Genomic DNA, 23,839 nt, shown 5'->3' with positions numbered 1-23,839 from the left:
CGACAAATGGTTTCGCCGATACATATCTTCAGCGGTACCCGCTAAAATCCGCACCGAAAGCTACAATCGAGACTCGATATCCAGCACCAGCTTTTTCAGCAGCGCAGCAAGGTTTTCGCGCTCCTGCGGGCTGAGGCCTTGCAGGAAATCCACCTCGCTTGCCATGTCTTCGCGAAACGCCTTTTCGGCCAGCTCAATGCCGGCCGGCGCAAGGCAGACGACGACACTGCGCCCATCAAGCCTCGATTTTCTGCGCTCGATGAGCCCGGCCTTTTCCAATCGGTCAAGCCGGTGCGTCAGGCCACCCGAAGAGAGCATCAGCGTTGTGTACATCTCCGTTGGCGTCAACTGGTAGGGCGCTCCCGACCGTCTTAATGTCGCGATAACATCGAACTCGCCACGATCAAGGCCGAAGCGGGCAAACGTCTCTTCGATAGACGGCGCCAGAAGGTTGCTCAGCCGTTTGGCGCGTCCGAAGATGGCCATCGGCTCCGTATTGATATCGGGCAGTTCCTGCGCCCATTGGCCACGCAGACGGTCGACATGATCTTCCCTGTCAGTTTCAATCGTCCGATCCGTCGTTGCGTCCGGCATCGCCTGCTTCATCTCATCACCCCATCACCACTCTGAAAACCATATACGGCTTTACCTCTTCCGTGAATATATCTTTGCGAGAAGATAGATATCTTGACAGGAAGATAGATATCTTGACAGGAAGATAAATCCTGCATATATCTTCTCGCGAAGATAGTTTTGTCTCAGGGAGGAGATCAGATGTTTTCAATCCGCCGTCATCAGGAACCGAAAGCTGGCGAGAGCCGAACGGTACGTTATGAAGGATGCGAATACGGAAGCGGCGTATCCATCTTTCTCGTCAGCGCCGATCCGGGTCGCGGCCCTGATCTGCATGTTCATCCCTATCCGGAAACATGGGTCGTCCGAAAAGGCGAGGTCGAATTCACCATCGGCGACAGCCAGGCGCGTGGTTCATCCGGTGACATCATTGTCGGACCTGCCAATATCCCCCACCGCTTCGAAAATATCGGCGCTGACCGGCTGGAGATCATCTGCATCCATCCGAGTGAGACCTTCCAGCAGACTTTTCTGTAATCCCTTTCCACCATGAGGAGAAAGACAATGGCCAAGATGATTTTCCTGAACCTGCCGGTGAAAGATCTGGCTGCCTCAACCGCCTTCTATGAGGCAATCGGCTGTACGAAGAACGAGCAGTTCTCCAACGAAGTCGCAAGCTCGATGGTGTGGTCTGAGACCATCACCTTCCAGCTTCTGCAGCATGATTATTATAAAACCTTCACCACCAAACCGATCGCCGATGCCCACACAACAAATGGCATGCTGATCGCCCTTTCGCGCGACAGCCGAGACGAGGTCGACGCCATGGTTGAGGCCGCGGCAAAGGCCGGCGGGCAAGCGGATGTTCGAGAGCCGCAGGATTTAGGTTTCATGTATCTCCGCACCTTCGCCGATCCCGATGGTCACGTATTCGAGCCCGCCTACATGAATTTGGGCGATGACGGCTGACCTGTGATCAGCATTTCGGGCACTATAATTCGGGTGCTGTAACGCCTTTGCCGGCCCCGCATGACTCTCCCAAAAACCCTGCCGCGCGGACATCACACCGCGCAGCAGATTGCCAGATATATTTGCGCTTAGCCCGTAACTTTGCGGAGTGATTTTTCAATCTCTCCTCCGCAATAAGCATCACCATAGTCTTCGAAACTCCGGCGGCTCAAGGCGGCCAGCGGAGCTGTAGCCCCCACCCGACTGGAAAGGCCCCAGATGACTGGCGAAGTATCTTCGATAATGCCTTTAATGACTGGAAAGCGGTCAGCCATCGTCGTCCACAGCAGGGCGGTAACGATATCTGCGACGCCGGCTTTTTCCGTTCCAAGCATAAACCCGGAGTGAGCGGTCAGACCGTTTCTTGCCCCGGTATCTTCAAAAATGCGCAGCCACTTCTGCAAACGCGGGACGAACTCCTGCCATTTTTCTGGCGTCCACATCTCGCGCCCGCCATTGAGTGTCAGCTCATCAAGGACGTCATTGGCGTCGTTTACGACCTTGGCACTGAGCGCGCGGCCCTCAGCCGCCGCCGGCAGGATATCCAGCCGCTCACCCAGATAGATGGTTATTGCCGGCATCTGAGAGATTGCGAAATTGCGCTGGCGATCAATCAGGACCGGCGGCCCCATGAAAGCTATCGGCTGTTTTCCCACCTCACGATGCATAATATCATCTATCGCATCGGCACCGTGTTCATCCCAGGAGCACCCGCCATGGGCCAGAATTCCCCTGATGAACTGGCCTCTGAACGGAACTGGCCAGTAATAAAGGTCGAAATCGCTCATATCGTCCTCCTGCTCATTACGCAAACCACTAACGGCACTGGCTATCGCCAGTTCCACCACGTCACGCTGGAAACAAAGGCGGAGCTTCGACAAGCTGCTACACGCCACTATTGGCTCGATGTTCTAACGCATTGCTCACGATGACAACCGGGCGTGCCTGGGCTCAGAGCTATCAGCCGCGACTTCAATCCTCTGGTTCGAAGAACACGCGTATCAGGGTTCCGTCAGTCGCCGCGGCGCTGATTGCGCCTGCAATCAACCGGAGCGGTCCGCGCGCGACAAGCGTTTCCGGCAAAGGCGTTTTTCCAGGACCTGGATCGACAAAGGCTGAACACTCGTCATCCGAATTCAGCATCGCCATGAACGATGTCGCGACAAGGTGCTGGCCGCAAGCGGCGCATCGCAGAATATACGAGCCGAAATGGATGACAGATTCGGTTTCGTCCAATCCGCACGAGGTGCAGGCCAGCATGGTATTCATTGTAAAACAGATCCCGAGCGCATCTGAACGGTGCCCCTATGACGCAGCGGCCAAAATGACCGCAATAGCAAGCAGCAACGGACCCATCCACCTGAAGTGACGAACCACTGGCGGCTGTGTCGGATTTTTCGATAGGGGCAGATGACCGAAACCTACGGCGGTCATCCACAGACCGGCACAAAACATGATGAATTCGTCGATATAAGCGGCGATCATGATTTCCCCCAAGCTACGAGTGGACGTATCGTCCACCGGCTATTCCCTGCCGATTGCTTCAAGCCAGATGCTGACGGCGACTGCGCCCGCGTCGGGGTGGCCGACAGCCCGTTCGCCGAGATAACTGGCGCGCCCGAGCCGTGGCTTCATGGATGTCGTTGCCTCGGCGCCCGCAACGCCCGCCGCCACTGCGGACCGCCAGGCCTCTTCCGTCGAAGCTCCCGCTGCAAGTTTATCCCGAAACGTTTCTGCCGCCGGATGAAGCGCATCTATCATCGTGCGGTCCCCTGGCGTCGCACCGCCAAGGTCCGAGATCGCGACAACCGCCGCCACAAATGCTTCCGCCATCTGCTGAGCCGTCGGGCTTTCAATCCCGGCAAGATGGCGCGAGGCGCGCATCAGCGCTGTAGCGTAAAAGGGACCAGAACTTCCGCCAATCGCCCTGCGCATCGCATTCGCCATCGCCATCAGCCCATCGGCAACATCGCCGAAGTTTTCCTTTGGCAGTGCAAGGATCGCCTCGGCACCACGAACCATGCTTGCGCCAAGGTCACCGTCACCGGCGACACTGTCCAGCTGGGTTAATTTGGGCTCTGCTGCAATCAAGATCTTGGCAATCCGATCTGCGGTGGAGCGCAGGCGATCGCCGGCGGCGGTCATCTTGTTTCCGGCCGGCAGGCTCTTCTCGGCCCTTGCCGAGGGCAGGATTCGCCTGCGGTTCACCACACCGCCGCGTGGCCACGCGCCGGCATCGGTTGGCGCGTCGATGAGGCCGAGCGCTGCCTCGTCGACATGCATGAGCGACAACGAAAAACCCGGCATATCCAGAGCGGAAAGAAAGGTGCCGGCCCACGCTCGCTCAACCACGACACCCATTTCTTCCAGTTGCGTGACCGCAGATCGCGCCACGATTGCGAGTTCCATCGGCGGCGTCGATCCCAGCCCGTTGACCAGCAACGCGACCCGGTCTCCGCTCTTTAGCCTGCTATCGGCTTTAATCGTTTCGAGGACCAGTTTCACAAGCTCGTCCGCGGAGGCTATGGGCATCCGCCGGACGCCCTGTTCACCATGAATTCCAAGCCCGACTTCGATTTCCGCTTCGCCAAGCACAAAACCCGGCCTGCCCACGGCGGGCAGAGTGCAGGAACCGAGCGATATACCCATGGAGGATGTTCTGTCGGCAGCGTCCCGTGCAATCCGGGCCACTTCATGCAGGGGAAGTCCCCGCTCCGCGGCCGCGCCAGCAAGCTTGTGAACAAGGATTGTGCCTGCAATACCCCGGCGACGATCAGCGGGAACCGTGTCCTTTAATGCAACATCATCGGCAACGACCACAATCTCGACCGGAATTCCTTCAGCCCTTGCCAGTTCGGCTGCCAGTCCGAAATTCAGCCGGTCACCCGTGTAATTCTTGACAATGACCAGAGCACCAGCGGGTCCAGCCGCAGCCCTGATACCGGCAAGAACCGCATCGGTGCTTGGCGACGTGAAGACATCGCCTGCCACGGCAACAGTCAGCATGCCCGCGCCGACATAACCTGCATGAGCCGGCTCATGTCCACTACCGCCGCCCGACAGAACCGCCACCTTGCGCTTTTCCGTTTCCGGAAGGCCGGAGCGGATAACGACATTCTCGTCTGCAAGCAGGACTGTGGCAGGACTGAGCGCCACCACACCTTCGAGCATGTCCCGTACGACGGTGGATGGGTCGTTGATGAGCTTCTTCATGCCGTATTCCTCGATTGGGGTCGCCGGTTGCTGGTGGAGGACGAGCCGCGCCCACTGCTGGCTCTGAACAAGCACGATCTCCCGGCCAATTTCAAGCTCGGGCGTTCGTCACGTGCGAACCACTGCCCAATAAATGTTGCGAGAAAAACGCCCCGCCTAAACGGGCGGCAGGTTTGTAAACCAATGAGCGCACCATGCGCAAAGTTTGAGTTGACCGTTTTCAATGGTGAGGTGACACTTGTAGCAACGGACAGGGAGAAAGATGATGGACGAGGCACAGCAATGGCGCCACATGGCAAGTGCGCCGAAAAACGGCAACCGGATCCTCGTAACGATACGCTCGTCAGAACAGGGACCAGCCCAGGTAGATCTTGCATATTGGGCAAAGAGCGACCGGTTCGGCTCGGAAGGCTGGCGCGCTTCAGACTCGTCGCCGGGCCGGATCATCGAATATGCCGAGCCGGAATTGAAGTGTTGGATGCCGGTCCCCCTCGCCAATGCCGATGGTCTTGCAATGCCATCTCCCTGGAAAGGCGAGGATGATCGCGAACTCGATGGATCGGGGATATGAGAGAGGGTACGGCCATATCGCGATATAGAGAGCATTGTCGATCGTCGTCTCTCGATGGCCGCGCGGTATAGAGGGTCTGCGGCCCCTGACTGAGCGGCCTACACGCCGCCATGACTAAATATTCAAACCTTGAAGCAATTCTCCCGATGCCACTGGAGAAAATGTGGATGTGGCCGCTCAATCGATCGAAACGGCACGATTGCTCTTCCTGTCCTGTTGATCAAACCGCGGATGCTTTCTCCATCATTGGCATGACGTGAAATCAGAATCTCGAGTTCATCCGAGAGGCCAATTAACCCACGATCGAACATCCAGTGCGCCGTTCCTGAAAGAGCGATGCCATTGCAAAGTATATCAGGGCCATTTGCCTCCACGGGACGTATATGCGCAGCATCGACTTCCGCACGTCCACCACCATTGATTAGCTTCAGGCCCGTGATCGCACAGCGCTTGTCGTAAGCCTGCAAAACGAGCCGGCGAAACAGGCGATCTCGCACAATTCGTGATAAAAGCTGGGCAACACGCTCACGCTCTTCTTCGACCACGAAGGGCGCCTGAACCCGGTCGTCAAATCCGTCAGAAAGCCGCATCTCTCTCGGCTCGTCCAAACGCGGCAACTCGGGTTCCAGCTCATCCAGGCCAATCGACACAATGCGATTGAAATCCGCCGCTGATATCGGGCGTACTGCCGCCTGTGCCCTACCAGAAATCCGGCCCTCTTCATTCAACAGACCGCGCTCAATGATGCCGTCTGGCCCGCCGAACGGAACAGAATTGATAAAATCAAGGTAACTTCCCGGCTCAATCAACGCCAGATACATGCCGGCCGCCTTAGGGTCCGGAATGATCTGTGCAACTTTGGCGACAGCAAAATAACCCCGCGTCGCTGCAACCTTGCGCGGCTCGTAATAGATGATCCAATCACCGAGACAAGCTTGTACACGACCGAGATATTGGCTCGGAAACTGGTACTGTTCAGCCGGACTGTCGTCGTAAATTGAATCTGAGCGATGAATGAAAATTCCGAATCCCATGCCCGAATATTAGCATGATCAGGATACAACAGCGCAATGTGCCTTCTCACATAAAGCGAAATCAGTGAGCCCCACCAGTGCCTCGTCGCCAGCATTCGCCTCGTCTCAGTCGAACTCAACACATCCGCCAATCTTCACAACCTCTCGAGCCTCGAGCTTTGAGAGGGGCCTCACGGATCAGGTATCGGTCCTGACGCCGCGTTCTCCCCTTTTCGTCCCGTCCCCATGGCTGATCGTGATGCCACGGGAACGCCTTCTGCGAAAGGTCGCAAGCGAAAAAGCACCGCAACCGCTCGCCCGTCGCTGCGTCACACAACAGCACCTTGTCGGCATCCACGTCGAGCCTGACGGCCGCGCCTGCTTTCACTAACGGGCCTCCCTGCACGACGACGTTCAGGTCGCAGCTTCCGAGCCTCACGACCAGCTCCTGGTTTTCGCCGGTGGCCTCCACCAGCGAAACGACGCCGTCCATGCCCGTATCCGACAGTCGGATATGCTGGGGATGGATGCCGTAAACGATCTTCGTTTTCTTCGCGAAAGATTTCGGGAGTGGAATGATATCCCCGCTTTCCGTCACGCCGTGATTGCCGGAGGCTTCAAGCTCCAGCAGATTGATTTCAGGCGATCCGATGAATCCGGCGACGAAGACATTGGCGAGGTCGCTATAAAGGGCGAGAAGTTCGAGGCGACCCAGCTTATCGCCATGAACGCGGTCGGTCGCCTCGGCGTCGCCGGCGAAGAGGTGTCTTTGGCGCCTGCGGCAAAAACCGTCAAGGCGCTTACAAACGTCAAGATCGTCATCACCGGCGACGACGGCAAAGTACTGGGCAGCGGCTTCGGCGCAGATAATCTTGGCATTCACTCAATGTCGTGCTCTGGCTGGTGCAGGACCTTGCCGCATCCGGACGTAGCCTAAAGGCTGGAGACCTTGTGAGCATCGGTTCCTTCTCGCCACTCTTCCCTCTCGAGGCCGGGCAGACGATTACCGTAAGCTATGAGGGATTGCCTACGACACCAGCGGTTTCGGTTTCATTCGAGTAAATCAGGCCAGCCCCGAACCCAATCCCGACCGCGTTACAGCCATGATGCGCTAAACCGCGCACATGGCCATCTCCATCGTCAGGCGGAAACATTCGTACTTTTGATCAACGCGCCGGGGTATTCGCGTCCTCAGGCACGTAAATCATCCGCCCGTCGTCGAGGCGATAGGTGACGCCAGCACGAACGCCTTGCCCATCGCCAATTGCGCCGCTGGCGCTGTAGCGGGTCAGTTCCTGCCCGTCCTTGACGGTGATCCGCATATCCGGCTCACCGGGATTCTCGACCACCGTCACCTTCTGCGACGAAAACGGGTTGAGCGGATTCTGGATGATGACGATCATCAGGATACCGATCACCACAAGAAAGAGATCGATCAGGTTGACGACGGAGAGAATGGGATCGTCGGCCTCGTCATGGTCGAGAAAACGCATCAGACCACCCCCCGTGCACGCTCGATCACACGCAACTCCTCCAGCAACCAGCGCCGGCGGATCGTGAGAATGAAGAAGGTGATGCTTGCGGCGACAAGAGCCAGGATAACGGAAGAAAACGCAACGACGAGGTTCTCGCCCACCGATGCTGCATCCCCGCGGCCGAGGCCAAGAAGCGCCGGCCCCATCGGGATCATCGTCGCGACAAGCCCCAGCATGGGCGCGGTGCGTGAGACGATCCGAAGCAGTTCGAGCCGCTTCATGATCGCCAGCTCGATATCGTCCGAGTGACCAGCCTCAAGAACAGTGCGGTGACTGCCGCGCCATCGCTGCAAGGCTTCGGCAAGGAACATGCCGAGCGACACGAACGCATAGGCAAGAGCTGCCGCAATCAGCAGGAGAATGGGGAAAAGGAAGAGGCGGGAAGCCTCATAAAGACTGAGTTCGAGACTGTTCATAATATCCGTTCGGAAGGTTCATGGGTTGGAGCGCGCGGCATTCATGCGCCATTGCAGGCCGGCGCCGCACAGGGTCAGGCCGAATATGATCGACAGGGTCAGCCAGGGCTGCCAGCGATCCTGTGTCTCGCCGGCGGGCTGGACCTCTTCGAGCACCTGCCCGGCAACGGCGGTCGAGGTTGCGGCAGTTGGCGCGCCATCTGCGTTGGCTGGTGCATCCATCGGCGTTTCCGTCCCGCGGGGCGCGGCCACGGCAAGGCCAAAACCTGCCGCCATGCGTTCGACGAAGGCTTTCGTCGCTTCTGCCCCGACCGCAACGCCATGATCCGAAGCAAGCGCCTGCCAGCGCTCGGTGATCTGCCGGCGGGTTTCCTCCGGCGCGTCCCAGTAGCCCTTGCGGATCGCTTCGATCATGCGCTCCATGAGTTGGGCCTGCGCCGACGGATTATGGGCCTCGAAATAGGCATTGATGCCGAGATCGCGTCTGTCGGCAACATAGGTGTCGAACATGGCCTGCCACTGGTCGGCGCGCACGGTCGACGGATCGACCACCTGCCAGCCGAAAAGATTGTTGGCGGCGTTCAGCATTTCCAGCGTACCGGCATAACCCTCCGCCTTCATGCCTTCGATCCAGTTCGGATTAAGGTAGCGAACACGCAACTCGTCAGACAGAAAACCTGCGAGTGACGCCGTGCGCGTGGCGCCGGCGCTGCGAAGGTCGGAGATGTAAAGCGATGGGGCCGTTCCGTCGAGATGCCGGATAGCCACCGACAACCCTCCGAGAAATTCGAATGGATGGTCGGTGGAAAGCACGCCATGAAGATTGGATGACCGTGACATGACCGCAGCCTGCGCGCCTCTCAACTGTTCGGCAAAGAGGTTGCCGCCCTGCGAAGCCTCCCCCCAGCGTCGCGCGCCATAGGCGAACTGCGTGCTGGCGAGGAAACGCTCAGCCAGGGCCGAATCGTCATCCCATGCAGTCGAATCAAGCGCCAGATGCGGCAGGCCCGTGCCGTAGCTTCCCGGTGCGCTTGAGAAGATGCGCAGATCGGCCTGCTCGCGTGCCTGCGCGCCGGGCAGACCCTTTTGCTCGAGTGCCGCGGCAATGCGGGAACTGTTGGCCGCAACCGGATTGTCTTCCTCATCCATGGCGGCAATACGCTCGATGGCCCCGGCGAGCAGCCGCATAAAACCGTCGAACTGGTCCCGATAGACGCTCGTCACCTGCACCACGACATCGACGCGCGGTCGGCCAAGCTCTTTCACCGGCACGATCTCCAGACTGCGCAGGCGTCCGCCCTCATCCCAGACCGGGCGAAGACCGAGCGCATGGAGCACCTGCGCCTCGGTAACGCCGAGATGGCGGATCGCTTCCGAAGACCAGAGGCTGAATGCGATCTTGCGCGGAAATTCACCACCATTATCCTTGCGGAAGGACGTGACAAGCTGATTGAAGGCTTCCGCCCCGGCGTCGAACGCTGCTGCCGTCGGTATCCTGTCCGGCTCGAAGGCATAGAGGTTCTTGCCGCTCTTGACCTCCGGGTTACGGATCGGGTCGCCACCTGCGCCGGGCGCCACGAAGCGGCCGTCCAGTCCGGCCAGCAGTGCCTCGGTTTCGCCCGGCGTTGCAAGGTTTGCATCCAGCCTGTCGGCGCGTGTCAGAAACTCCTGCAAAGACGGCTCCAACCCAGCGCGATCCTTGCCCTCTCGCAGATACTGATGAAGTGTGGCGAAGGGTTTCGTCTCCTTGAGCTTCGAAAAATCATCCACGAACAGCTCATCGCCACCCGCACCCACTGCATCGTAAAAGGGGTGGCCGAGCTGTTGCATGATCGTCGCGAGCCTTTGGTCGGGATCGGAGGGTTTGCCCAAGGTGTGAAGGCCAAGCGGCATCGCAGTGCGCGCCAGTTCGTGAAGATGATCGTGCAGTTTGGAAAGAAAGGCGTCGAACTCCGCCCGCGCGGCGTCTTCAGTCCATCCCAGATCGGCATGCATGCCCGCCGCCACAGCCGCGTCGACGATCCTGGCAACGGTTCCGTCACGCGTCGCCCCCTCGTCCAGTTGAACATAATCGTGGATGAGGTGATGGAGGTCGCGCAGTTCATCATAAAGGCCGGAAGGCAGGAAGGGCGGCGTCTGATGGCTGATCGTGACTGCCCTTCCGCGCCGCTTTGCCTGCAGGGCCTCGCCGACATTGTCCTGGATATAGGGATAAAAGACGGGCACATCGCCGACCGCCAGAAACGGCTCGTCATCGGCAGCCAGCCCGCGGTCCTTGCCCGGAAGCCATTCCTGCGTACCGTGTGTGCCGAGATGTATGATGGCGTCAGCGCCGACCGCTTCGCGTAGATAAAGATAAGCGGCCATGTAGAGGTGATCAGGCGGAGATGCCGTATCGTGATAATGCGCGCCGGGCGTTTCCCCGCGCGGCATCTGCGGCATGATGACGAGCTTGCCGCGCTTCAGGCGTGGGATGATGAAACTTGGCACGCCCTCCACCATGCGCACGGCCCAGTGCCTGCCGGGATCTCCGCCATGGGAAAAAGCGTGGCGTTTGGCTACCGGCAGCTTTTCAAGCCAGCGCTTGTAATCGGCGACCGGAAAAACCTCCGCGAGATCCCTTGCCAGCAAATCTTCAAGCGGAACGGTGCGATAAAGGCCGCCCAGCATGGCTTGGGCCGCATCGATCATCTCCTTCTCGGCGAGCGGTGGCACGTCGTAACCTGCGCCGCCCAAAGCCTGAACCATCGTCTCGATGCTGAGTGGCACATTGAGGTTGGATGCGCCGAGATTCTTTTCGCCGGCCGGATAATTCCAGAACAACAGCGCCAGCCGTTTGTCCACGGCGGGTTTGTGCCGCAGGGCAGCAATGCGCACCAGCTTGCCCATAAGTGCGTCCACCTGTGCCGGTAGGGCAACTTCGACCCCATTTTCCACCGCCGTCAGAACGAGTGGATCAATCATGCCCCAACCTTCCGGTCCGGCCAGAAAGACGGCGTTCGTGCGCGCCGGAATACCCGATGCCGCCGACGCCCAAGCCGCGGCTCCACCCTCGCGGTAACCGACAGTCTGGATGACGGGAATGTCCAGATCGAGGAATTCGGCGCTGCGGGCCTGCCCGCCACGCAGGTGGGTGAGATTGACGATCGCATCCAGCCGTGCCGGACGTGCGATATCTGTGAGACTATGCGCATCCTCACCATCAAACCAGAACATGACAGGGATGAGCCCGGCCGCCTCGGCGCGTTTGACCAGCCCATCCAGAAACCCGGTCTGCATGTTGCCAATCGCGCTCGACCCCACGATGAAACCAACCCGCCCGGCAGCCTTGGGCCAACGTTTCTCACCCCAAATCAGGTATGCTTCGAGTGTTTGGAACACATGCGGTGCATCCGGGTGCCAGAAGCCCGTTTCAGACCGATGCTCAACGGCAGGCAGCGCTGAAAGATCACCACCCGTTTTCCAGAGGCGGACCGCAGCGAAGAAATTGCGAAAATTCTCCCGGCCGCCTTCGGCATAATAACCGAGCAACATACGGGCATCGTCCGGCCTGATCTGCCGCCATGCCGGGCGTCCGCCGCCGATCGTGATGACCGGCGCCACAGACGATGCCAGTCTTGTGCCGAGTGCTTCCTCGACACGCGCACGATCACTGGGCCTCGGCACATCAAGAACGATAAGATCGGCACCGGCCAGCCATTCATCGGGCGATGATGTCACGGCCTCGACATCAATGGAATCCAGGGTGACGCCCTCCTCCGCCGCAAGCGGCTTCAGCCCGCGAAACTTCTCTGGCAGCACGAAGCTGTTGGTCAGCACGCGTACGAGCGGACGGTCGGTGGCAGCCGGTTCCTGAGCCGCGACGGGAGAGACCAGCAGGGTGAGCACGAGTGGCAGCAGGTGAAAGAGGCGCATGGTCAGAACGTTGCCCGCAGGCCAACGAAGTAGCGCCGGCCTTCATCCGCAAAGGTATAACCGCCTGTTTCATCTGCAAGCCGGACATCCGTAATGTTTTCGACGCCGAATTGCAGGCCGGCATTTTCGTGGAACTTATAGTCCGCATAGGCAGACAGGATCACGTAATCGGGCCGTTCTCGTTTGACGACCGCTCCACGGATCGTTTCGCTATAGTCCTGCGTGCCGACATATTGAGCCTTGAAGGAGGTCGTCAGATTGTCCAGCGGCGACCAGGCGAGCGTGGCGTTTGCCATGTGCCTGGAGCGGTCGGGCAAGCGTTCGCCCGTCATCCTGTCGAAAGGGTCGAGAAATGTGTAGTTGACGTCCAGCTTCAGGTCCCAGGGCAGCTCGACGCCACCACCCAATTCAATGCCCCTTATGCGCGCCTTGTCCACGTTCTCGTAGGTGCGCACCGCACCCGAGGCGCGGTCGCAACGCAAAATGCAGACAGTCTGGATGAGGTTTTCGACATCGTTCTGGAAAACCGTTGCATGGGCCGACCAGATATCCCGCTGGTACTCGACACCGGCCTCAAAGGAGAGATTGGTCTCCGGCTCAAGATCGGGATTGCCGACGATGGTAAAACGGCCGCCCCCGCCAATCGCTTCATAGCCCGCCGAAAGCTGCTTCAGCGTCGGTGCCTTGAAGCCGGCGCCGACGCCACCTTTGAACGTCAGCGCTTCATCGGCGTGATAGAGAAGATAGGCGCGTGGACTTGCATGCCAGCCGAAAGCTTCATGATGGTCAAATCGACCACCCAGGACCATCTCCCATTTTTCGCCAAGAGAAATCTCGTCCTGGATAAATCCGGCGTAATGCATCTGATCCGCCCGGCCGGTCCTGTTGACGGTCGTGTCCCTCAGCCGCTCCTGCCGAACTTCGGTACCGACCGTGAACCGATGGCTGTCAAAGGGTGAAAAACTGACCTGGGCGTCACCGACCGTATCGATCAGCTCCTGCGGATCTGACGTCGGGGCGCCGTCGCTGCGCCTGTTCTTGCGTTCCAGAGTGCTGTTGTAGATTCGAACGCGGCTTGAGCCCCAGTCCCAGTCACCCTGATGGGACAGCGAAATGCGCTGGCGCCATATATCATCATCCGAGCGATAAAAGGTCGGGAACCGTCCGGTACCGGACCCGCTGTTTCTCCAGCGCTCTTCAAAGCCGGCGCCATAAGAAAGATCGATGCGCTGGCGCTCATCCGGCGTCCATGTCAGCGCCGCATTACCCATGAAAGCCTTCTCGTCATTCATCGACGAGATGCGCACATCCTGACCGGAGGCCAGCTCGGTACGCCCCTTGAACGCTCCCCAGAGGTTGAGCCCGAGAACACCCGGAACGATTGGGCCGCCGGCATAGGCTGAAAAATTATAGCCGTCACCACCAAGCCCGCGTCCCGGCAGGGTGCCGAGAGTGGAAAACGAGCTGTGCCATTTGTCGGTGGCACTTCGGGTAATGATATTGACCACGCCGCCGAGCGACTCCGATCCGTAGAGCGAGGACATTGGTCCGCGCACCACCTCAACCCGCTCGATCGCTTCAGCCGGCACCCAACCTAGCTCAAAATCCGAATGCGCGATTGCCGACGCCGAGCCGCTGATCCGCATCCCGTCGACAAGCACAAGGGTTTGGTCCGGCAACATGCCTCGAATGGAGATACCCTTGCGGCCAAGGCCCACCCCGGTGATCTGTACGCCCGGCGTACCCTCGACTGCGGCGGCAAGGTCGTGAACCGGCCGCTCGCGCAGCTCCTCTCCCGTCACGACGGTGACGCTGGCCGGTGCATCCTGCAGGAAACGCTTGCCCGACGTGGTCGTGACAACGATCGGGTCGAGCACGGTTGTCGTCGGTTCTATGGTCTGGGCTTTGGCAATCGCGCCTCCAGAAACGGAAGCGGCAAACATTAACGTATGTAACAGGCAACGGCGGTTCATCGATAGCCTTCCGGTATATGGCAAGCAATTATATATGTTATATCATAACATATGTTTCCGGAGCAGCTAAGGCAGCATTAATATTTTGTCAACACCCAAGGTCCGCTGTCCACCTTTGGTGTGCTGGTCAGGTCTGAGCGCGTTGCCAAAACCAACTGTCTAACAATCATGAGACAGCAAACGCGCCCGTATCCAGGAAGCGGTTAGAAACCCTTCACCGGCATGCCTGAATAATGCAGGTGCACCAGCTTCCAGCGGTTATCCGTCTTTCTAAGGACATGGGTCTCGCGACCGGCACCACTGATCGGTTTTCCTCCTTCCTTGAGCTTGGCGTCAATCTTCCAGTAAAACTCCACAATCGCGGTATTGTCGAAAATGTAGATGGCAGGCTCCCGCTCGTCGGTCACCATTCGCAGATTGCGGTCGGTCAGGACGTCAAACAGGGGCGCATAGAAGCCGCTTTTGATTTCTTCAAACCCCTTCTGATGTCCTCTGATATTGATATTGGAGACATCCGGACTGTGTTCCCACAGTTCATCGATGATTTCCGGCCGTACATCGCCCTCATTCACGCTCCGGGTATATTTGCGGACGATATCCAGAACCCGTTGTTTCTCGTCCGCGATCGCAGAGAGGCTGGTAACACTGTTGGAGGATGGCGCTTCGGCGTTTCGAACGCTGGGCGTGCCCGAACTATTTGCCTCCTGAGATGATCCCGCAGAAGCCAGCGTCGGAACCGAAAGAGCGATAGATGCAAGTGTGATCCTGATGATTTTATTCACGTTTATTCCTCCTTCAGGAGAACTGACGCTCTCCGGAATGCTCTAAAAGAGTAAATCTTGCGAAATCTGGGTTAAGTGACGGGAAGCCTATGGGCAGGCCACGTGATGCGACCGGCATCTCGGGGCCGACAGATTCAAACCTCGGTCAGGATGCTGTTGGCCGGCAGTCGTGATTTGGGCAGGCCAGCATTGTAGTCGGCCTGCCAGGGCTGGATATTGGTGCTTGACGGGCTGAAGCGCAGCAGCGTCCGGATCTTCTCAATATCGGTATTCACGTTCAATTCCTTTGAAAGTCAGGACGAAACTTGATCCAGGAAGATCAGGCGAAGGGGTTCTTCGAGAAGATCCTCGATGGTTGCGGCAAACGCCTGGAAGTATGGGGCTTTGAAATGATCATCGAGCGCATCCTGGTTCGTGAAAGCCTCGCGCATATAGAAAGTGCCCGTTTCATTCTTCAGCTCGAACAGAACATAATCGAGGTTTCCCACCTCCTGGCGGGTCGGCTCGATGAGCTTGAGCAGGCCTTCCCGCAAAGCTTCCCGTTTACCGGGCTTCGCCTTCAAGATGGCGATCGATATGATTTTCTCGGCAGTCATATTCATGATGCTGATGTCCTTGTGAGTTATGCAGGCCGATGAACGTCGGCCGCCCGATCAGTCCTGCTTGAAGCGATAGATGAAGAAGGGTGGCTTTCCTTCGTCGCCCGCACCGGTGAAGGCTGGCGTCGAATTGAGCTGGTTTGCCGAGACATAAATCCAGTTTTGCGGACCCAGTGCGATGTTGTCGGGCCATAGAATGCGCTTATCCTTCACCAGCGTTTCGGGCGCCGTGCCGCCCGCCTGCACTTTGACGACTGCATGGTTCTGCAGGTCGCCGAAGTAGTGGTTTCCCTGCGCATCGGTCACCGCACCGTCACTGACGGGCTTATCCGCGGCTTTCCGGATGGCGGCGCCAATGGCGGCATCATCCTTGCCCTCATGGAAAAGATTTGCCGGCACCTGGTACCAACTCGTTCCGTTCATCGGCCCGAAGAACAGCGTCTCACGATCGCTGGAAAGCGTAATAGGATCGACGGCCACCCGCGCGGGCTTGCCCCCGAACTGCGTAACCTTGCCATCGATGACCATGTCGATATCTTCGGCCTGCAGCGACGGATGCCCACCGAAGCGGCGTGCGCTTTTGTCTTTCAGATTGATGGCGATGATGCCGGGATTGGCAATATCGGCAAGATAAACCCAGCCATTGGTCTCATCGACTGCCAGATCCTGCGCGAAACTTCCCTTCGGCGCGACATCCGCGGGAACCTCGATTTTTTCCACCACGGCGCCGGTCCCGATATCGATTGCCCACACCCGGGTCTTGCCGATATCCAGCCCCATATCCATCACCCAAAGGCGATCGTTCTTGTCGAAGACGAGACCGAGCAATGTATCAAACGTGGCATCGGAAGATTTCCCGGCCTTACGCTGCAACTGCGCATTGGGGTAGGCGACGGGTTTTCCATCGACAATTTCCACCAGTTGCATGGCCGGGGAGCCAAGCGGGTGAAGAGTGGTAAAGACGCGCCCGCCGCTTGAAACGGCGACATTGCCGGGGCGGCTTTCAAGAGCGGCAACAACATCGAGCTGCGGAGCAACCGCGGTCCGTGCGATTGCGGGAATGGCAGCGGTGGCAAAGAGAAACGAGATTGCGACCACCGATAAAGTGTGTTTGATCATAAGCTGTCCTTTCGACAACAGGGTTCCTGCGCCGTTTCGTATGAACGGCGGTTATGGAACCGGAGATGGTGTGATGGCAGGCGCCGTAAGACGCCCGTTTCCTGTTTCTGCTAGAACCCGGCGAGAACGATCTTTCCCTTGGCCTTGCCAGATTCGATCAGCGCGTGGGCCCGTTTGAGATTTTCCGCGTTGATCGCGCCGAAACTCTCGTTGAGAGTCGATTTGATCCTGCCTTCGTCGACGAGTGCGCCGATGCGGTTCAGAAGCTCATGCTGCTTCTCGATATCAGCCGTCGCATAGAGCGAACGGGTGAACATCAGCTCCCAATGCAGCGAGATCGATTTGCGCTTCAGCGGCAGGGCACTAAGTTCCCTTGGATCGTCAATCAGGCCGAGGCGGCCCTGTGGCGCTATCAAGTCAATAATCTCGCTCAGGTGATCGTCGGTATTCGTCGTGGAGAAGACAAATGCTGGCTGGCCGACACCCAGCGCCGCCACCTGCGCAGCAAGCGGCTTGCGGTGGTCAATGACATGATGGGCACCGAGCGCCTTCACCCAGTCCTGCGTTTCTGGTCGCGAAGCGGTCGCGATGACGGTGAGATTCGTCAGCGCCCGGACGATCTGGATCGCGATGGAACCGACACCACCGGCACCGCCGATAATGAGAATGGCATTTGCAGCACCGGGTACGGGACGGCTCACATCCAGACGGTCGAACAACATTTCCCAGGCAGTGATCGAAGTCAGCGGCAGGGCGGCTGCGGCCGAAAAATCAAGCGTGGCCGGCTTTTTGCCGACGATACGCTCATCAACGAGATGATATTCCGCATTGGTGCCGGAGCGGTTGATCGCGCCGGCATAAAAGACTTCGTCGCCAGGCTTGAAGAGCGTCGCCTTCGGACCGACGGCGGTGACGATGCCGGCCGCATCCCAGCCTAGCACCTTCCACTGGCCGGGCTCCGGCTTCGCCGAAGCGCGGATCTTGGTATCGGCCGGATTTACCGAAACGGCCTTCACCTCAACGAGAATGTCGCGTCCGGTTGGTTCGGGGCGCGGCAGGTCGAAATTGACAAGCGCCGTTTCGGCGTCGATGGATTGCGGAATCTGGTAGCCAACGGCTCGCATAATATTCTTCCTGTTTCTATAGTGGATTACTGCTGACGCGGTCCCGCGGTAACGCCCAGCGTCGCGGTCGCAATTGTGTTTTGGTAGATGAAGAAGCCGGTGAGTGGCGCGGTTGCGCCTGCCGGAACCTCCAGTTTCCCGGTTTTCAACGCCTGCACTGTGGAGTGTGCTTTCGACCGGCGGGCGGGCTTGATCGCAGCGCCCTCGCTGATATCAGGACCGGTGAGCGCGAAATCCGCAGCCAATGTTGGGCCGCAGACGCCGCCAGAGATATCGCAAAGGTAATGGTGACGATGGAATGACTGCTCATGGCAACTTCCTTAGGCAAGCGTCGTTGAACACCCGCTCAAGGTAGTTTCATTCATGGTATTTTGATAATGGACATAAAACAAAAATTATAATTCGGATATTCCATATTATAATTTTCTCCCTCCCTGCTACATAATCGCCCTTCATCCTTTTCCCGCTTGAAGACAGGAGTTTGCGTTGCAGATGTCAGGACTTCATCATCTCAGAGACCTGCTCGGCCACAGCATCACGTTTCTTTCGTCCCGGACGTCGGCTGGGTTGACGCATGAGGGCAAAATGTTCGTCGGAGCGCACGTCCTTGCCATCCCAACCGGGGATTTCAGTGCAGGAGCGGCATATTTTGGAGAATTCATCGAGATATCGACGGAATGGCATCAGACGAGCCTCGGCGATGACTATCATCAACTGTGCGTCACTCGGGTTTCAGTTCCATCAGAGGCTGGGCAACGGATCGCGGTTCCCGGCCAAGGGCAATACCCTTTCAAGGGCTATCCGCATTTTCACGGACACTACTTTTCCCGCCCAGTCACGCGGATCGAGGTGCTCGAAAGAGTGGTCACAAATGCTGAGGTGAATGGCGACAGGGTCGAGCAGGTAATTTACGACAGCCATATCCGCTTTATCGCAGGAACGCATGAAGCCGTCTTGACCACGGAACATGGTGTGATCCTTGGCGAGATCGAACTCTATGCTGGCCTTGTGGGAACAATTACCCCGCGCGCATCTGACCTTGTGCACACGAGGATGGTCATGGGCCTTTAATTCACCTCCCCCTCGAGAAAGCGGCTGACGATGCCGGCATGGTCGAGGTGCACAACACCTCCTTCTTGCCACCCGATAACAATGCTGTACTTTCCAGATAATTGAGTGGGTTTCGAAAACAGTCTTCGGAAAGGCCGAAATATGCTTCTCGATAATCTTTCCCTCTTCCTGCGTATCGTGGAGAAGGGCGGCCTTTCCGTGGCCGGGCGTGAAGCAGGCCTTTCGGCAGCAACCGTCTCGGAGCGTCTCGCATCGCTGGAGGCCTATTACGGCGCAACGCTCCTGACCCGCACGACGCGGGCAATAAGCTTGACGGAAGAGGGAAAGGCTCTTGTCGATGGAGCGCGACGGCTTCTGGCCGAGGCCGAGGAGCTTGAAAGCCGCGTACGCCACGGCGTAGACGTCATTTCCGGGCCGATCCGGATCAGTGCACCGGAGGACATCGGCCGCCGGCTGCTATTGCCGATCATCGATACATTCCTGGACGAGCACCCCGCCGTAACGATTGATCTCAATCTCACAGACGGTAATTTGGATTTGGTTGGACAAGGCATCGATTTTGCTATTCGGCACGGCCTTCTCGCCGACAGCAGCATGCGGGCGAGGTCTCTTGGTGAAAACCGGCGCATCGTCTGCGCGGCACCATCATATCTCCAAGAAAACGGCACACCGGAGCATCCGGATGACCTGGCGCAACACGACTGTATCATCATGCGTTTCGGCCAAAATCTTGATCGCGAATGGCCATTTGTCATCGATGGCGCGATGCGCAAGGTTGCCGTGCGTGGGCGGCGTGTGGTGAATGACGGTGGAGTGGTGCGCGACTGGTGCCGGCAGGGCCGTGGAATCGCACTAAAATCCATCCGTGATGTGGATGCCGACCTGGCTTCGGGTGCGCTTGTCGAATTGCTCGCGGACTTTGCTGCCGGCAGCACGGCATTGCAAATCGTCTATCCACCGAGCGCTGTGCAGCCGCGGCGCGTTCGGATGTTGATCGATCGTATTGCCAAGGCGCTGTCTACTGTGCACATCGCGAAACCGTGAAAGGCGCTTTTCAATCCTGCCGCTCCAAAGCTTTGGCCACAGATTTCGGCTGAGCGGGAGAACTCATGGTTTCGTCCCTTTTCAGGCATGATCAAAGCAGGTGCGTATTCAAACGCCGCGACCGCTTCGCTTTTCGAATTGGCCGAAGACATCGGCAGCTAATGAGAAACTTGCTACGTCTGCAATATCTGCGTCTGGCGGGGCACTCGGTGACGACTTAAGCAGCGATGCCACCTCAACGCCTTTCAATTTTCCAACGGGATATCGACCCTTAGACATGATGGACATGTGGCGAAGCAGCCATCATAGTGCCAAAGGTCGGCGTCTTTTCCGAGAGCGAAGGACGAGTTCGGAAGTCATCCGTATCTCAGTCATTGCGGGTTCGATCTGCCTGTTGGCTCAGTTGGATGCCCTGCTTACATTACTGGCCCTGCTGACATTACCGATGACGCGCCTCTGGAGGATAAATCTAATGGAAGTAAGATTTCTCGCTGAGGCTTTTCTCGCCCTCATGCTTTCCACCGCTATCGCCTCCGCCCAGCAGGCGTCCGACATGGTCGCGCCCGAGAAGGCGACTGATATCGCGACGGCCAGACGTGTCGAGTCAGGAAGCTTCATGGTCGCGGCAGCCAATCCGCTGGCAGCCGAGGCCGGGCGCGACGTGATCGCCGCGGGTGGCAACGCCATAGATGCCATGGTGGCGGTGCAGACCGTGCTGGGCCTCGTTGAACCGCAAAGCTCCGGTCTCGGCGGCGGTGCCTTCCTCGTCTATTACAACGCGAAAAGCGGCAAGCTGACGACGTTGGACGGCCGGGAGACGGCGCCGATGGAGGCCTCGCCAAAGCTCTTCCTGGATGACAAAGGCCAGCCGCTTAAATTCATGGACGCCGTAATCGGCGGCCGTTCCGTCGGCACGCCGGGAACGGTGCGACTTTTAGAGGAAGCCCATAGACGCTATGGAAGGGCGGAATGGGCAAACCTGCTGAAGCCGGCGGAAAAGCTGGCGACCGAGGGTTTCAAAGTGTCGCCGCGCCTTGCCTCCCTGATCGCGTCCGAGGGCGATCGGTTGAAAAAATATGAGGCCCGTTCCTATTTTTTTGACGCCTCCGGGGCCGCCCTCCAGACCGGCGCCGCGTTGAAGAACCCGGCCTATGCCGAAACGCTTGCGGCAATCGCCAAAGGTGGCGCCGATGCCTTTTACAAGGGGCGAATTGCCGAGGCGATCGTCAAGACCGTGCGAGAGACGACCGACAATCCCGGCGTGCTGTCGCTTTCCGATCTTTCCAACTATCGCGTTATAGAGCGCGAGCCGGTCTGCTTCACCTACCGTACTCTTGATGTTTGCGGCATGGGACCGCCGTCGTCAGGCGGCATCGCCATCGGCCAGATGCTCGGCATGGCCGAGAATTTTGATCTCAAGTCCCTGGGGCCGAAAAATGTCGAAAGCTGGCGCATTATCGGCGATGCGCAGCGTCTCGCCTTCGCCGACCGCGAGCGTTACGTCGCTGACACCGATTTCGTGCCATTGCCGATCAAGGGCCTGCTGGACAAGACCTATCTGGGCGAGCGGGCAAAGCTACTCGACGGCGACAAGGCGTTGGCCAGCGATGCCATCAAGGCCGGCGAACCGGAATGGGACCACGCGCTCCTTTTCGGCCGGGATGACGCGCTCGAATTGCCCTCCACAAGCCATTTTGTCATCGCCGACAAGGAGGGCAACGTGGTCTCGATGACCACGACGATCGAAAGCGGCTTTGGCTCGCGGCTTATGACGAATGGCTTCCTGCTCAATAACGAGTTGACGGACTTTTCCTTCAAGACCCATGATGGCGGCCTGCCGATCGCCAACCGCGTCGAGCCCGGCAAACGGCCGCGCTCCTCCATGGCCCCGACCATCGTGATGAAGGATGGCAAGCCGCTGCTCGCCATTGGTTCGCCCGGCGGCAGCCAGATCATCGGCTATGTTGCGCAGGCGCTGATTGCCTATATCGACTGGGGCATGCCGGTGGAGGCGATCGTCGCCCAGCCGCATCTCATCAACCGGTTCGGCACCTATGACATAGAGGCCGGCACCAGCGCGGAAGATCTGGCCGGGCCGCTGAAGGCACTGGGCTACGAGGTGAAACCGGGTGAGATGAATTCCGGTTTGCATGCTATCGAACTAACCGCCCGAGGTTTCGTCGGCAGTGCCGATCCACGACGTGAAGGAGTGGTTGTGGGGGAATGAGAAACGGGGCGCGGCGGACACCGGCGCAAAAAGGGGTGAGGACCTCGTCTCCATCGTGACTGCTCGCGTCTTTCAAAATCTCGGCTGCGCCAACGGGCGTCGTTTCAAGATCGTGGTTGACCTCACACGCTGCTGAACCCGGCTATCCAGCTCCGTAGAAAAAATGTTTCGGTTTGCCACCAATAATCGGAATGGTCTTTGCCGCGCCCGGCTCGCGGCAGGGATATCGTCGCGATGGCAATCGGGCCTGCCTTGCTCTTCCACGACAAGGCCAGCGGCCCGGATCAGAAACATCGACGAGAGGGTAGAGCCGAATGGCAAATGATCGCAAACTGCATCTCGGCGCCTTTATGCGGCCCGTCAGCCTCCACACCGGCGCATGGCGTTATCCGGGCGCATTCCCGGACGCGAATTTCAACTTCGCCCATCTGGCGCGCTTTGCGCAACAGCTGGAAGCCGCAAAATTCGACGCATTCTTCATGGCCGATCATCTGGCGGTGCTGAACATGCCGACGGAAGCCCTGCGCCGCAGCCACACCGTAACGTCCTTCGAACCTTTTACCTTGCTTTCGGCGCTCGCCGCCGTCACCTCCCGCATCGGGCTGGTTGCCACCGCCTCAACCACATTCGACGAGCCCTATCATGTGGCACGGCGTTTTGCGTCTCTCGATCACCTCAGCAATGGTCGTGCCGGGTGGAACATCGTTACCACGTCCAACCCGGATGCCGCACGGAATTTCGGCCGCGACGAGCAGCCTGATCACACCGAGCGCTACGGGCGGGCACGGGAATTTTACGATGTCGTCACCGGCCTCTGGGATTCCTTCTCTGACGACGCCTTCATCCGCGATGTCGATAGCGGGCTGTTCTTCGATCCGGAAAAAATGCACGTCCTCAATCACAAGGGACCCGAATTTTCCGTGCGCGGGCCGCTTAATATCGCGCGTCCGGTGCAGGGCTGGCCTGTCATCGTTCAGGCAGGCGCGTCCGAGCCGGGACGCCAGCTTGCGGCCGAAACGGCCGAGGTGGTTTTTGCAGCGACACCCACGCTTGCGGCGGGAAAGGCCTTCTACAAGGACGTCAAGGACAGGACTGTCGCTGCAGGCCGTTCCCGAGACGGGATTGTCATACTGCCGGGCGCTTTCGTTCTGGTCGGCGATACCGTGGAAGAGGCCAGGGCCAAACGCGCCAGGCTCGACAGCCTCGTCCATTATGACAGCGCGATCGCTTCGCTGTCGATCGCGCTCGGTCACGATGTTTCCGGCTTCGATCCCGATGCTCCCCTGCCTGATATTCCGGAGACGAATGCGAGCAAATCCAGCCGCGAAAGGGTCATCGAACTCGCCAGAAACGAAGGTCTGACGGTGCGCCAGCTTGCCCAGCGGCTGGGCGGTTATGCCGGCCTCGCTTTCGTCGGCACGCCGGAAACCATCGCCGACGAAATGGAAAAATGGCTGCATGAAGAGGGTTCGGACGGCTTCAACATCACCTTCCCTTTCCTGCCTGACGGCCTTGATGACTTCACCACGCGCGTAGTGCCAGAACTGCAAAGGCGTGGTCTGTTTCGAAAGGACTATGAGGGGCCGACATTGCGTGATCATCTGGGGCTGCAACGGCCAGCCAATCGTTTTTTCCCGCAATAAAGGGCCATCGCGC

The 23,839-nt window shown here is 58.6% G+C and carries 24 protein-coding genes; 7 read left to right on the top strand and 17 right to left on the bottom strand.

What is annotated here, in order from left to right; genetic code table 11:
• Positions 1 to 60: 60 nt before the first annotated feature.
• Positions 61 to 606 (bottom strand): MarR family winged helix-turn-helix transcriptional regulator, encoded by a 546-nt coding sequence (locus PL640_RS17985; protein ID WP_271362899.1) that lies wholly within the window; start codon positions 604 to 606, stop codon positions 61 to 63.
• 168 nt (positions 607 to 774) lie between these two features.
• Between PL640_RS17985 and PL640_RS17980 the strand changes: the two genes are divergently transcribed.
• Together PL640_RS17980 and PL640_RS17975 are read left to right on the top strand one after the other, a co-directional pair.
• Positions 775 to 1,110, top strand: coding sequence for a cupin domain-containing protein (locus PL640_RS17980; protein ID WP_142842979.1), 336 nt, complete (start codon positions 775 to 777; stop codon positions 1,108 to 1,110).
• Positions 1,111 to 1,137: 27 nt separating this feature from the next.
• Complete coding sequence (locus PL640_RS17975) at positions 1,138 to 1,542, top strand: VOC family protein (RefSeq protein WP_269702320.1); 405 nt, start codon at positions 1,138 to 1,140, stop codon at positions 1,540 to 1,542.
• Between the two features lie 128 nt (positions 1,543 to 1,670).
• Here the strand turns inward: PL640_RS17975 and gst are convergent, their stop codons facing one another.
• From gst to PL640_RS17955, 4 genes are all read right to left on the bottom strand, one after another.
• Complete coding sequence (gene gst, locus PL640_RS17970) at positions 1,671 to 2,369, bottom strand: glutathione S-transferase (protein ID WP_271362898.1); 699 nt, start codon at positions 2,367 to 2,369, stop codon at positions 1,671 to 1,673.
• Between the two features lie 184 nt (positions 2,370 to 2,553).
• Positions 2,554 to 2,850, bottom strand: coding sequence for a hypothetical protein (locus tag PL640_RS17965; protein ID WP_271362897.1), 297 nt, complete (start codon positions 2,848 to 2,850; stop codon positions 2,554 to 2,556).
• Positions 2,851 to 2,886: 36 nt separating this feature from the next.
• Positions 2,887 to 3,066 carry a hypothetical protein gene (locus PL640_RS17960; protein ID WP_142842982.1) on the bottom strand — a complete coding sequence of 60 codons (180 nt, stop codon included), beginning with the start codon at positions 3,064 to 3,066 and terminating at the stop codon, positions 2,887 to 2,889.
• Between the two features lie 39 nt (positions 3,067 to 3,105).
• The gene (locus PL640_RS17955) at positions 3,106 to 4,794 is read right to left on the bottom strand and encodes a dihydroxyacetone kinase family protein (RefSeq protein WP_271362896.1); all 1,689 of its coding nucleotides are present in this window, start codon (positions 4,792 to 4,794) and stop codon (positions 3,106 to 3,108) included.
• A gap of 265 nt (positions 4,795 to 5,059) precedes the next feature.
• Between PL640_RS17955 and PL640_RS17950 the strand changes: the two genes are divergently transcribed.
• The gene (locus PL640_RS17950; RefSeq protein WP_046801073.1) at positions 5,060 to 5,365 is read left to right on the top strand and encodes a hypothetical protein; all 306 of its coding nucleotides are present in this window, start codon (positions 5,060 to 5,062) and stop codon (positions 5,363 to 5,365) included.
• A 122-nt stretch (positions 5,366 to 5,487) separates the two neighbouring features.
• On the opposite strand, the gene PL640_RS17945 is transcribed toward PL640_RS17950, so the two are convergent.
• The 12 genes from PL640_RS17945 to PL640_RS17890 all read right to left on the bottom strand — a co-directional run bounded on the left by PL640_RS17945 (position 5,488) and on the right by PL640_RS17890 (position 18,086).
• Positions 5,488 to 6,399, bottom strand: a complete 912-nt coding sequence (locus PL640_RS17945; RefSeq protein WP_271362894.1) for an HNH endonuclease — start codon at positions 6,397 to 6,399, stop codon at positions 5,488 to 5,490.
• Between the two features lie 115 nt (positions 6,400 to 6,514).
• Positions 6,515 to 7,261, bottom strand: a complete 747-nt coding sequence (locus tag PL640_RS17940; RefSeq protein ID WP_271362893.1) for a TOBE domain-containing protein — start codon at positions 7,259 to 7,261, stop codon at positions 6,515 to 6,517.
• Between the two features lie 283 nt (positions 7,262 to 7,544).
• Positions 7,545 to 7,871: a DUF2149 domain-containing protein gene (locus PL640_RS17935; RefSeq protein ID WP_271362892.1), complete on the bottom strand. Its 327-nt coding sequence runs from the start codon at positions 7,869 to 7,871 to the stop codon at positions 7,545 to 7,547.
• Positions 7,871 to 8,329, bottom strand: coding sequence for a MotA/TolQ/ExbB proton channel family protein (locus PL640_RS17930; RefSeq protein WP_271362890.1), 459 nt, complete (start codon positions 8,327 to 8,329; stop codon positions 7,871 to 7,873). The genes PL640_RS17935 and PL640_RS17930 overlap by 1 nt, the downstream gene beginning before the upstream one ends.
• A gap of 18 nt (positions 8,330 to 8,347) precedes the next feature.
• Positions 8,348 to 12,244: a cobaltochelatase subunit CobN gene (gene cobN, locus PL640_RS17925; protein WP_271362889.1), complete on the bottom strand. Its 3,897-nt coding sequence runs from the start codon at positions 12,242 to 12,244 to the stop codon at positions 8,348 to 8,350.
• A gap of 2 nt (positions 12,245 to 12,246) precedes the next feature.
• Positions 12,247 to 14,217, bottom strand: coding sequence for a TonB-dependent receptor domain-containing protein (locus PL640_RS17920; RefSeq protein ID WP_271362888.1), 1,971 nt, complete (start codon positions 14,215 to 14,217; stop codon positions 12,247 to 12,249).
• Positions 14,218 to 14,420: 203 nt separating this feature from the next.
• Complete coding sequence (locus tag PL640_RS17915) at positions 14,421 to 14,999, bottom strand: YybH family protein (RefSeq protein WP_271362887.1); 579 nt, start codon at positions 14,997 to 14,999, stop codon at positions 14,421 to 14,423.
• 134 nt (positions 15,000 to 15,133) lie between these two features.
• On the bottom strand, positions 15,134 to 15,274 hold the full coding sequence (locus PL640_RS17910) for a hypothetical protein (protein ID WP_271362885.1): 141 nt from the start codon (positions 15,272 to 15,274) through the stop codon (positions 15,134 to 15,136).
• 18 nt (positions 15,275 to 15,292) lie between these two features.
• Positions 15,293 to 15,595 (bottom strand): putative quinol monooxygenase, encoded by a 303-nt coding sequence (locus PL640_RS25825; RefSeq protein ID WP_405049197.1) that lies wholly within the window; start codon positions 15,593 to 15,595, stop codon positions 15,293 to 15,295.
• Positions 15,596 to 15,652: 57 nt separating this feature from the next.
• The gene (locus PL640_RS17900) at positions 15,653 to 16,717 is read right to left on the bottom strand and encodes an L-dopachrome tautomerase-related protein (protein WP_271362883.1); all 1,065 of its coding nucleotides are present in this window, start codon (positions 16,715 to 16,717) and stop codon (positions 15,653 to 15,655) included.
• 110 nt (positions 16,718 to 16,827) lie between these two features.
• Positions 16,828 to 17,841: a zinc-binding alcohol dehydrogenase family protein gene (locus PL640_RS17895; RefSeq protein ID WP_271362882.1), complete on the bottom strand. Its 1,014-nt coding sequence runs from the start codon at positions 17,839 to 17,841 to the stop codon at positions 16,828 to 16,830.
• 26 nt (positions 17,842 to 17,867) lie between these two features.
• Entirely contained in the window at positions 17,868 to 18,086 is a 219-nt protein-coding gene (locus tag PL640_RS17890; RefSeq protein WP_271362881.1) for a hypothetical protein, read from the bottom strand.
• Between the two features lie 247 nt (positions 18,087 to 18,333).
• Here PL640_RS17890 and PL640_RS17885 point away from each other — a divergent pair, with 247 nt between their 5' ends.
• From PL640_RS17885 to PL640_RS17870, 4 genes are all read left to right on the top strand, one after another.
• Positions 18,334 to 18,912 (top strand): hypothetical protein, encoded by a 579-nt coding sequence (locus PL640_RS17885; RefSeq protein ID WP_271362879.1) that lies wholly within the window; start codon positions 18,334 to 18,336, stop codon positions 18,910 to 18,912.
• Between the two features lie 141 nt (positions 18,913 to 19,053).
• Positions 19,054 to 19,956 carry a LysR family transcriptional regulator gene (locus PL640_RS17880; protein WP_271362878.1) on the top strand — a complete coding sequence of 301 codons (903 nt, stop codon included), beginning with the start codon at positions 19,054 to 19,056 and terminating at the stop codon, positions 19,954 to 19,956.
• Positions 19,957 to 20,428: 472 nt separating this feature from the next.
• The gene (gene ggt, locus PL640_RS17875) at positions 20,429 to 22,183 is read left to right on the top strand and encodes a gamma-glutamyltransferase (RefSeq protein ID WP_271362877.1); all 1,755 of its coding nucleotides are present in this window, start codon (positions 20,429 to 20,431) and stop codon (positions 22,181 to 22,183) included.
• Between the two features lie 314 nt (positions 22,184 to 22,497).
• Positions 22,498 to 23,826: an LLM class flavin-dependent oxidoreductase gene (locus PL640_RS17870; protein ID WP_269702307.1), complete on the top strand. Its 1,329-nt coding sequence runs from the start codon at positions 22,498 to 22,500 to the stop codon at positions 23,824 to 23,826.
• The last annotated feature ends 13 nt before the right edge of the window (positions 23,827 to 23,839 follow it).

This window comes from Agrobacterium sp. ST15.16.024 (assembly GCF_027956545.1).
GTDB classification, from domain to species: domain Bacteria; phylum Pseudomonadota; class Alphaproteobacteria; order Rhizobiales; family Rhizobiaceae; genus Agrobacterium; species Agrobacterium cucumeris.
This window is presented reverse-complemented; position numbering and strand designations above follow the sequence as displayed.

Coding starts and splice junctions, on each gene's coding strand:
- PL640_RS17920 (WP_271362888.1), bottom strand. CDS start 14,217: ATGAACCGCCGTTGCCTGTTACATACGTTAATGTTTGCCGCTTCCGTT.
- PL640_RS17930 (WP_271362890.1), bottom strand. CDS start 8,329: ATGAACAGTCTCGAACTCAGTCTTTATGAGGCTTCCCGCCTCTTCCTT.
- PL640_RS17965 (WP_271362897.1), bottom strand. CDS start 2,850: ATGAATACCATGCTGGCCTGCACCTCGTGCGGATTGGACGAAACCGAA.
- PL640_RS17955 (WP_271362896.1), bottom strand. CDS start 4,794: ATGAAGAAGCTCATCAACGACCCATCCACCGTCGTACGGGACATGCTC.
- PL640_RS17895 (WP_271362882.1), bottom strand. CDS start 17,841: ATGCGAGCCGTTGGCTACCAGATTCCGCAATCCATCGACGCCGAAACG.
- ggt (WP_271362877.1), top strand. CDS start 20,429: ATGGAAGTAAGATTTCTCGCTGAGGCTTTTCTCGCCCTCATGCTTTCC.
- PL640_RS17985 (WP_271362899.1), bottom strand. CDS start 606: ATGAAGCAGGCGATGCCGGACGCAACGACGGATCGGACGATTGAAACT.
- PL640_RS17975 (WP_269702320.1), top strand. CDS start 1,138: ATGGCCAAGATGATTTTCCTGAACCTGCCGGTGAAAGATCTGGCTGCC.
- cobN (WP_271362889.1), bottom strand. CDS start 12,244: ATGCGCCTCTTTCACCTGCTGCCACTCGTGCTCACCCTGCTGGTCTCT.
- PL640_RS25825 (WP_405049197.1), bottom strand. CDS start 15,595: ATGACTGCCGAGAAAATCATATCGATCGCCATCTTGAAGGCGAAGCCC.
- PL640_RS17870 (WP_269702307.1), top strand. CDS start 22,498: ATGGCAAATGATCGCAAACTGCATCTCGGCGCCTTTATGCGGCCCGTC.
- PL640_RS17980 (WP_142842979.1), top strand. CDS start 775: ATGTTTTCAATCCGCCGTCATCAGGAACCGAAAGCTGGCGAGAGCCGA.
- PL640_RS17960 (WP_142842982.1), bottom strand. CDS start 3,066: ATGATCGCCGCTTATATCGACGAATTCATCATGTTTTGTGCCGGTCTG.
- PL640_RS17885 (WP_271362879.1), top strand. CDS start 18,334: ATGTCAGGACTTCATCATCTCAGAGACCTGCTCGGCCACAGCATCACG.
- PL640_RS17950 (WP_046801073.1), top strand. CDS start 5,060: ATGGACGAGGCACAGCAATGGCGCCACATGGCAAGTGCGCCGAAAAAC.
- gst (WP_271362898.1), bottom strand. CDS start 2,369: ATGAGCGATTTCGACCTTTATTACTGGCCAGTTCCGTTCAGAGGCCAG.
- PL640_RS17935 (WP_271362892.1), bottom strand. CDS start 7,871: ATGCGTTTTCTCGACCATGACGAGGCCGACGATCCCATTCTCTCCGTC.
- PL640_RS17945 (WP_271362894.1), bottom strand. CDS start 6,399: ATGGGATTCGGAATTTTCATTCATCGCTCAGATTCAATTTACGACGAC.
- PL640_RS17880 (WP_271362878.1), top strand. CDS start 19,054: ATGCTTCTCGATAATCTTTCCCTCTTCCTGCGTATCGTGGAGAAGGGC.
- PL640_RS17900 (WP_271362883.1), bottom strand. CDS start 16,717: ATGATCAAACACACTTTATCGGTGGTCGCAATCTCGTTTCTCTTTGCC.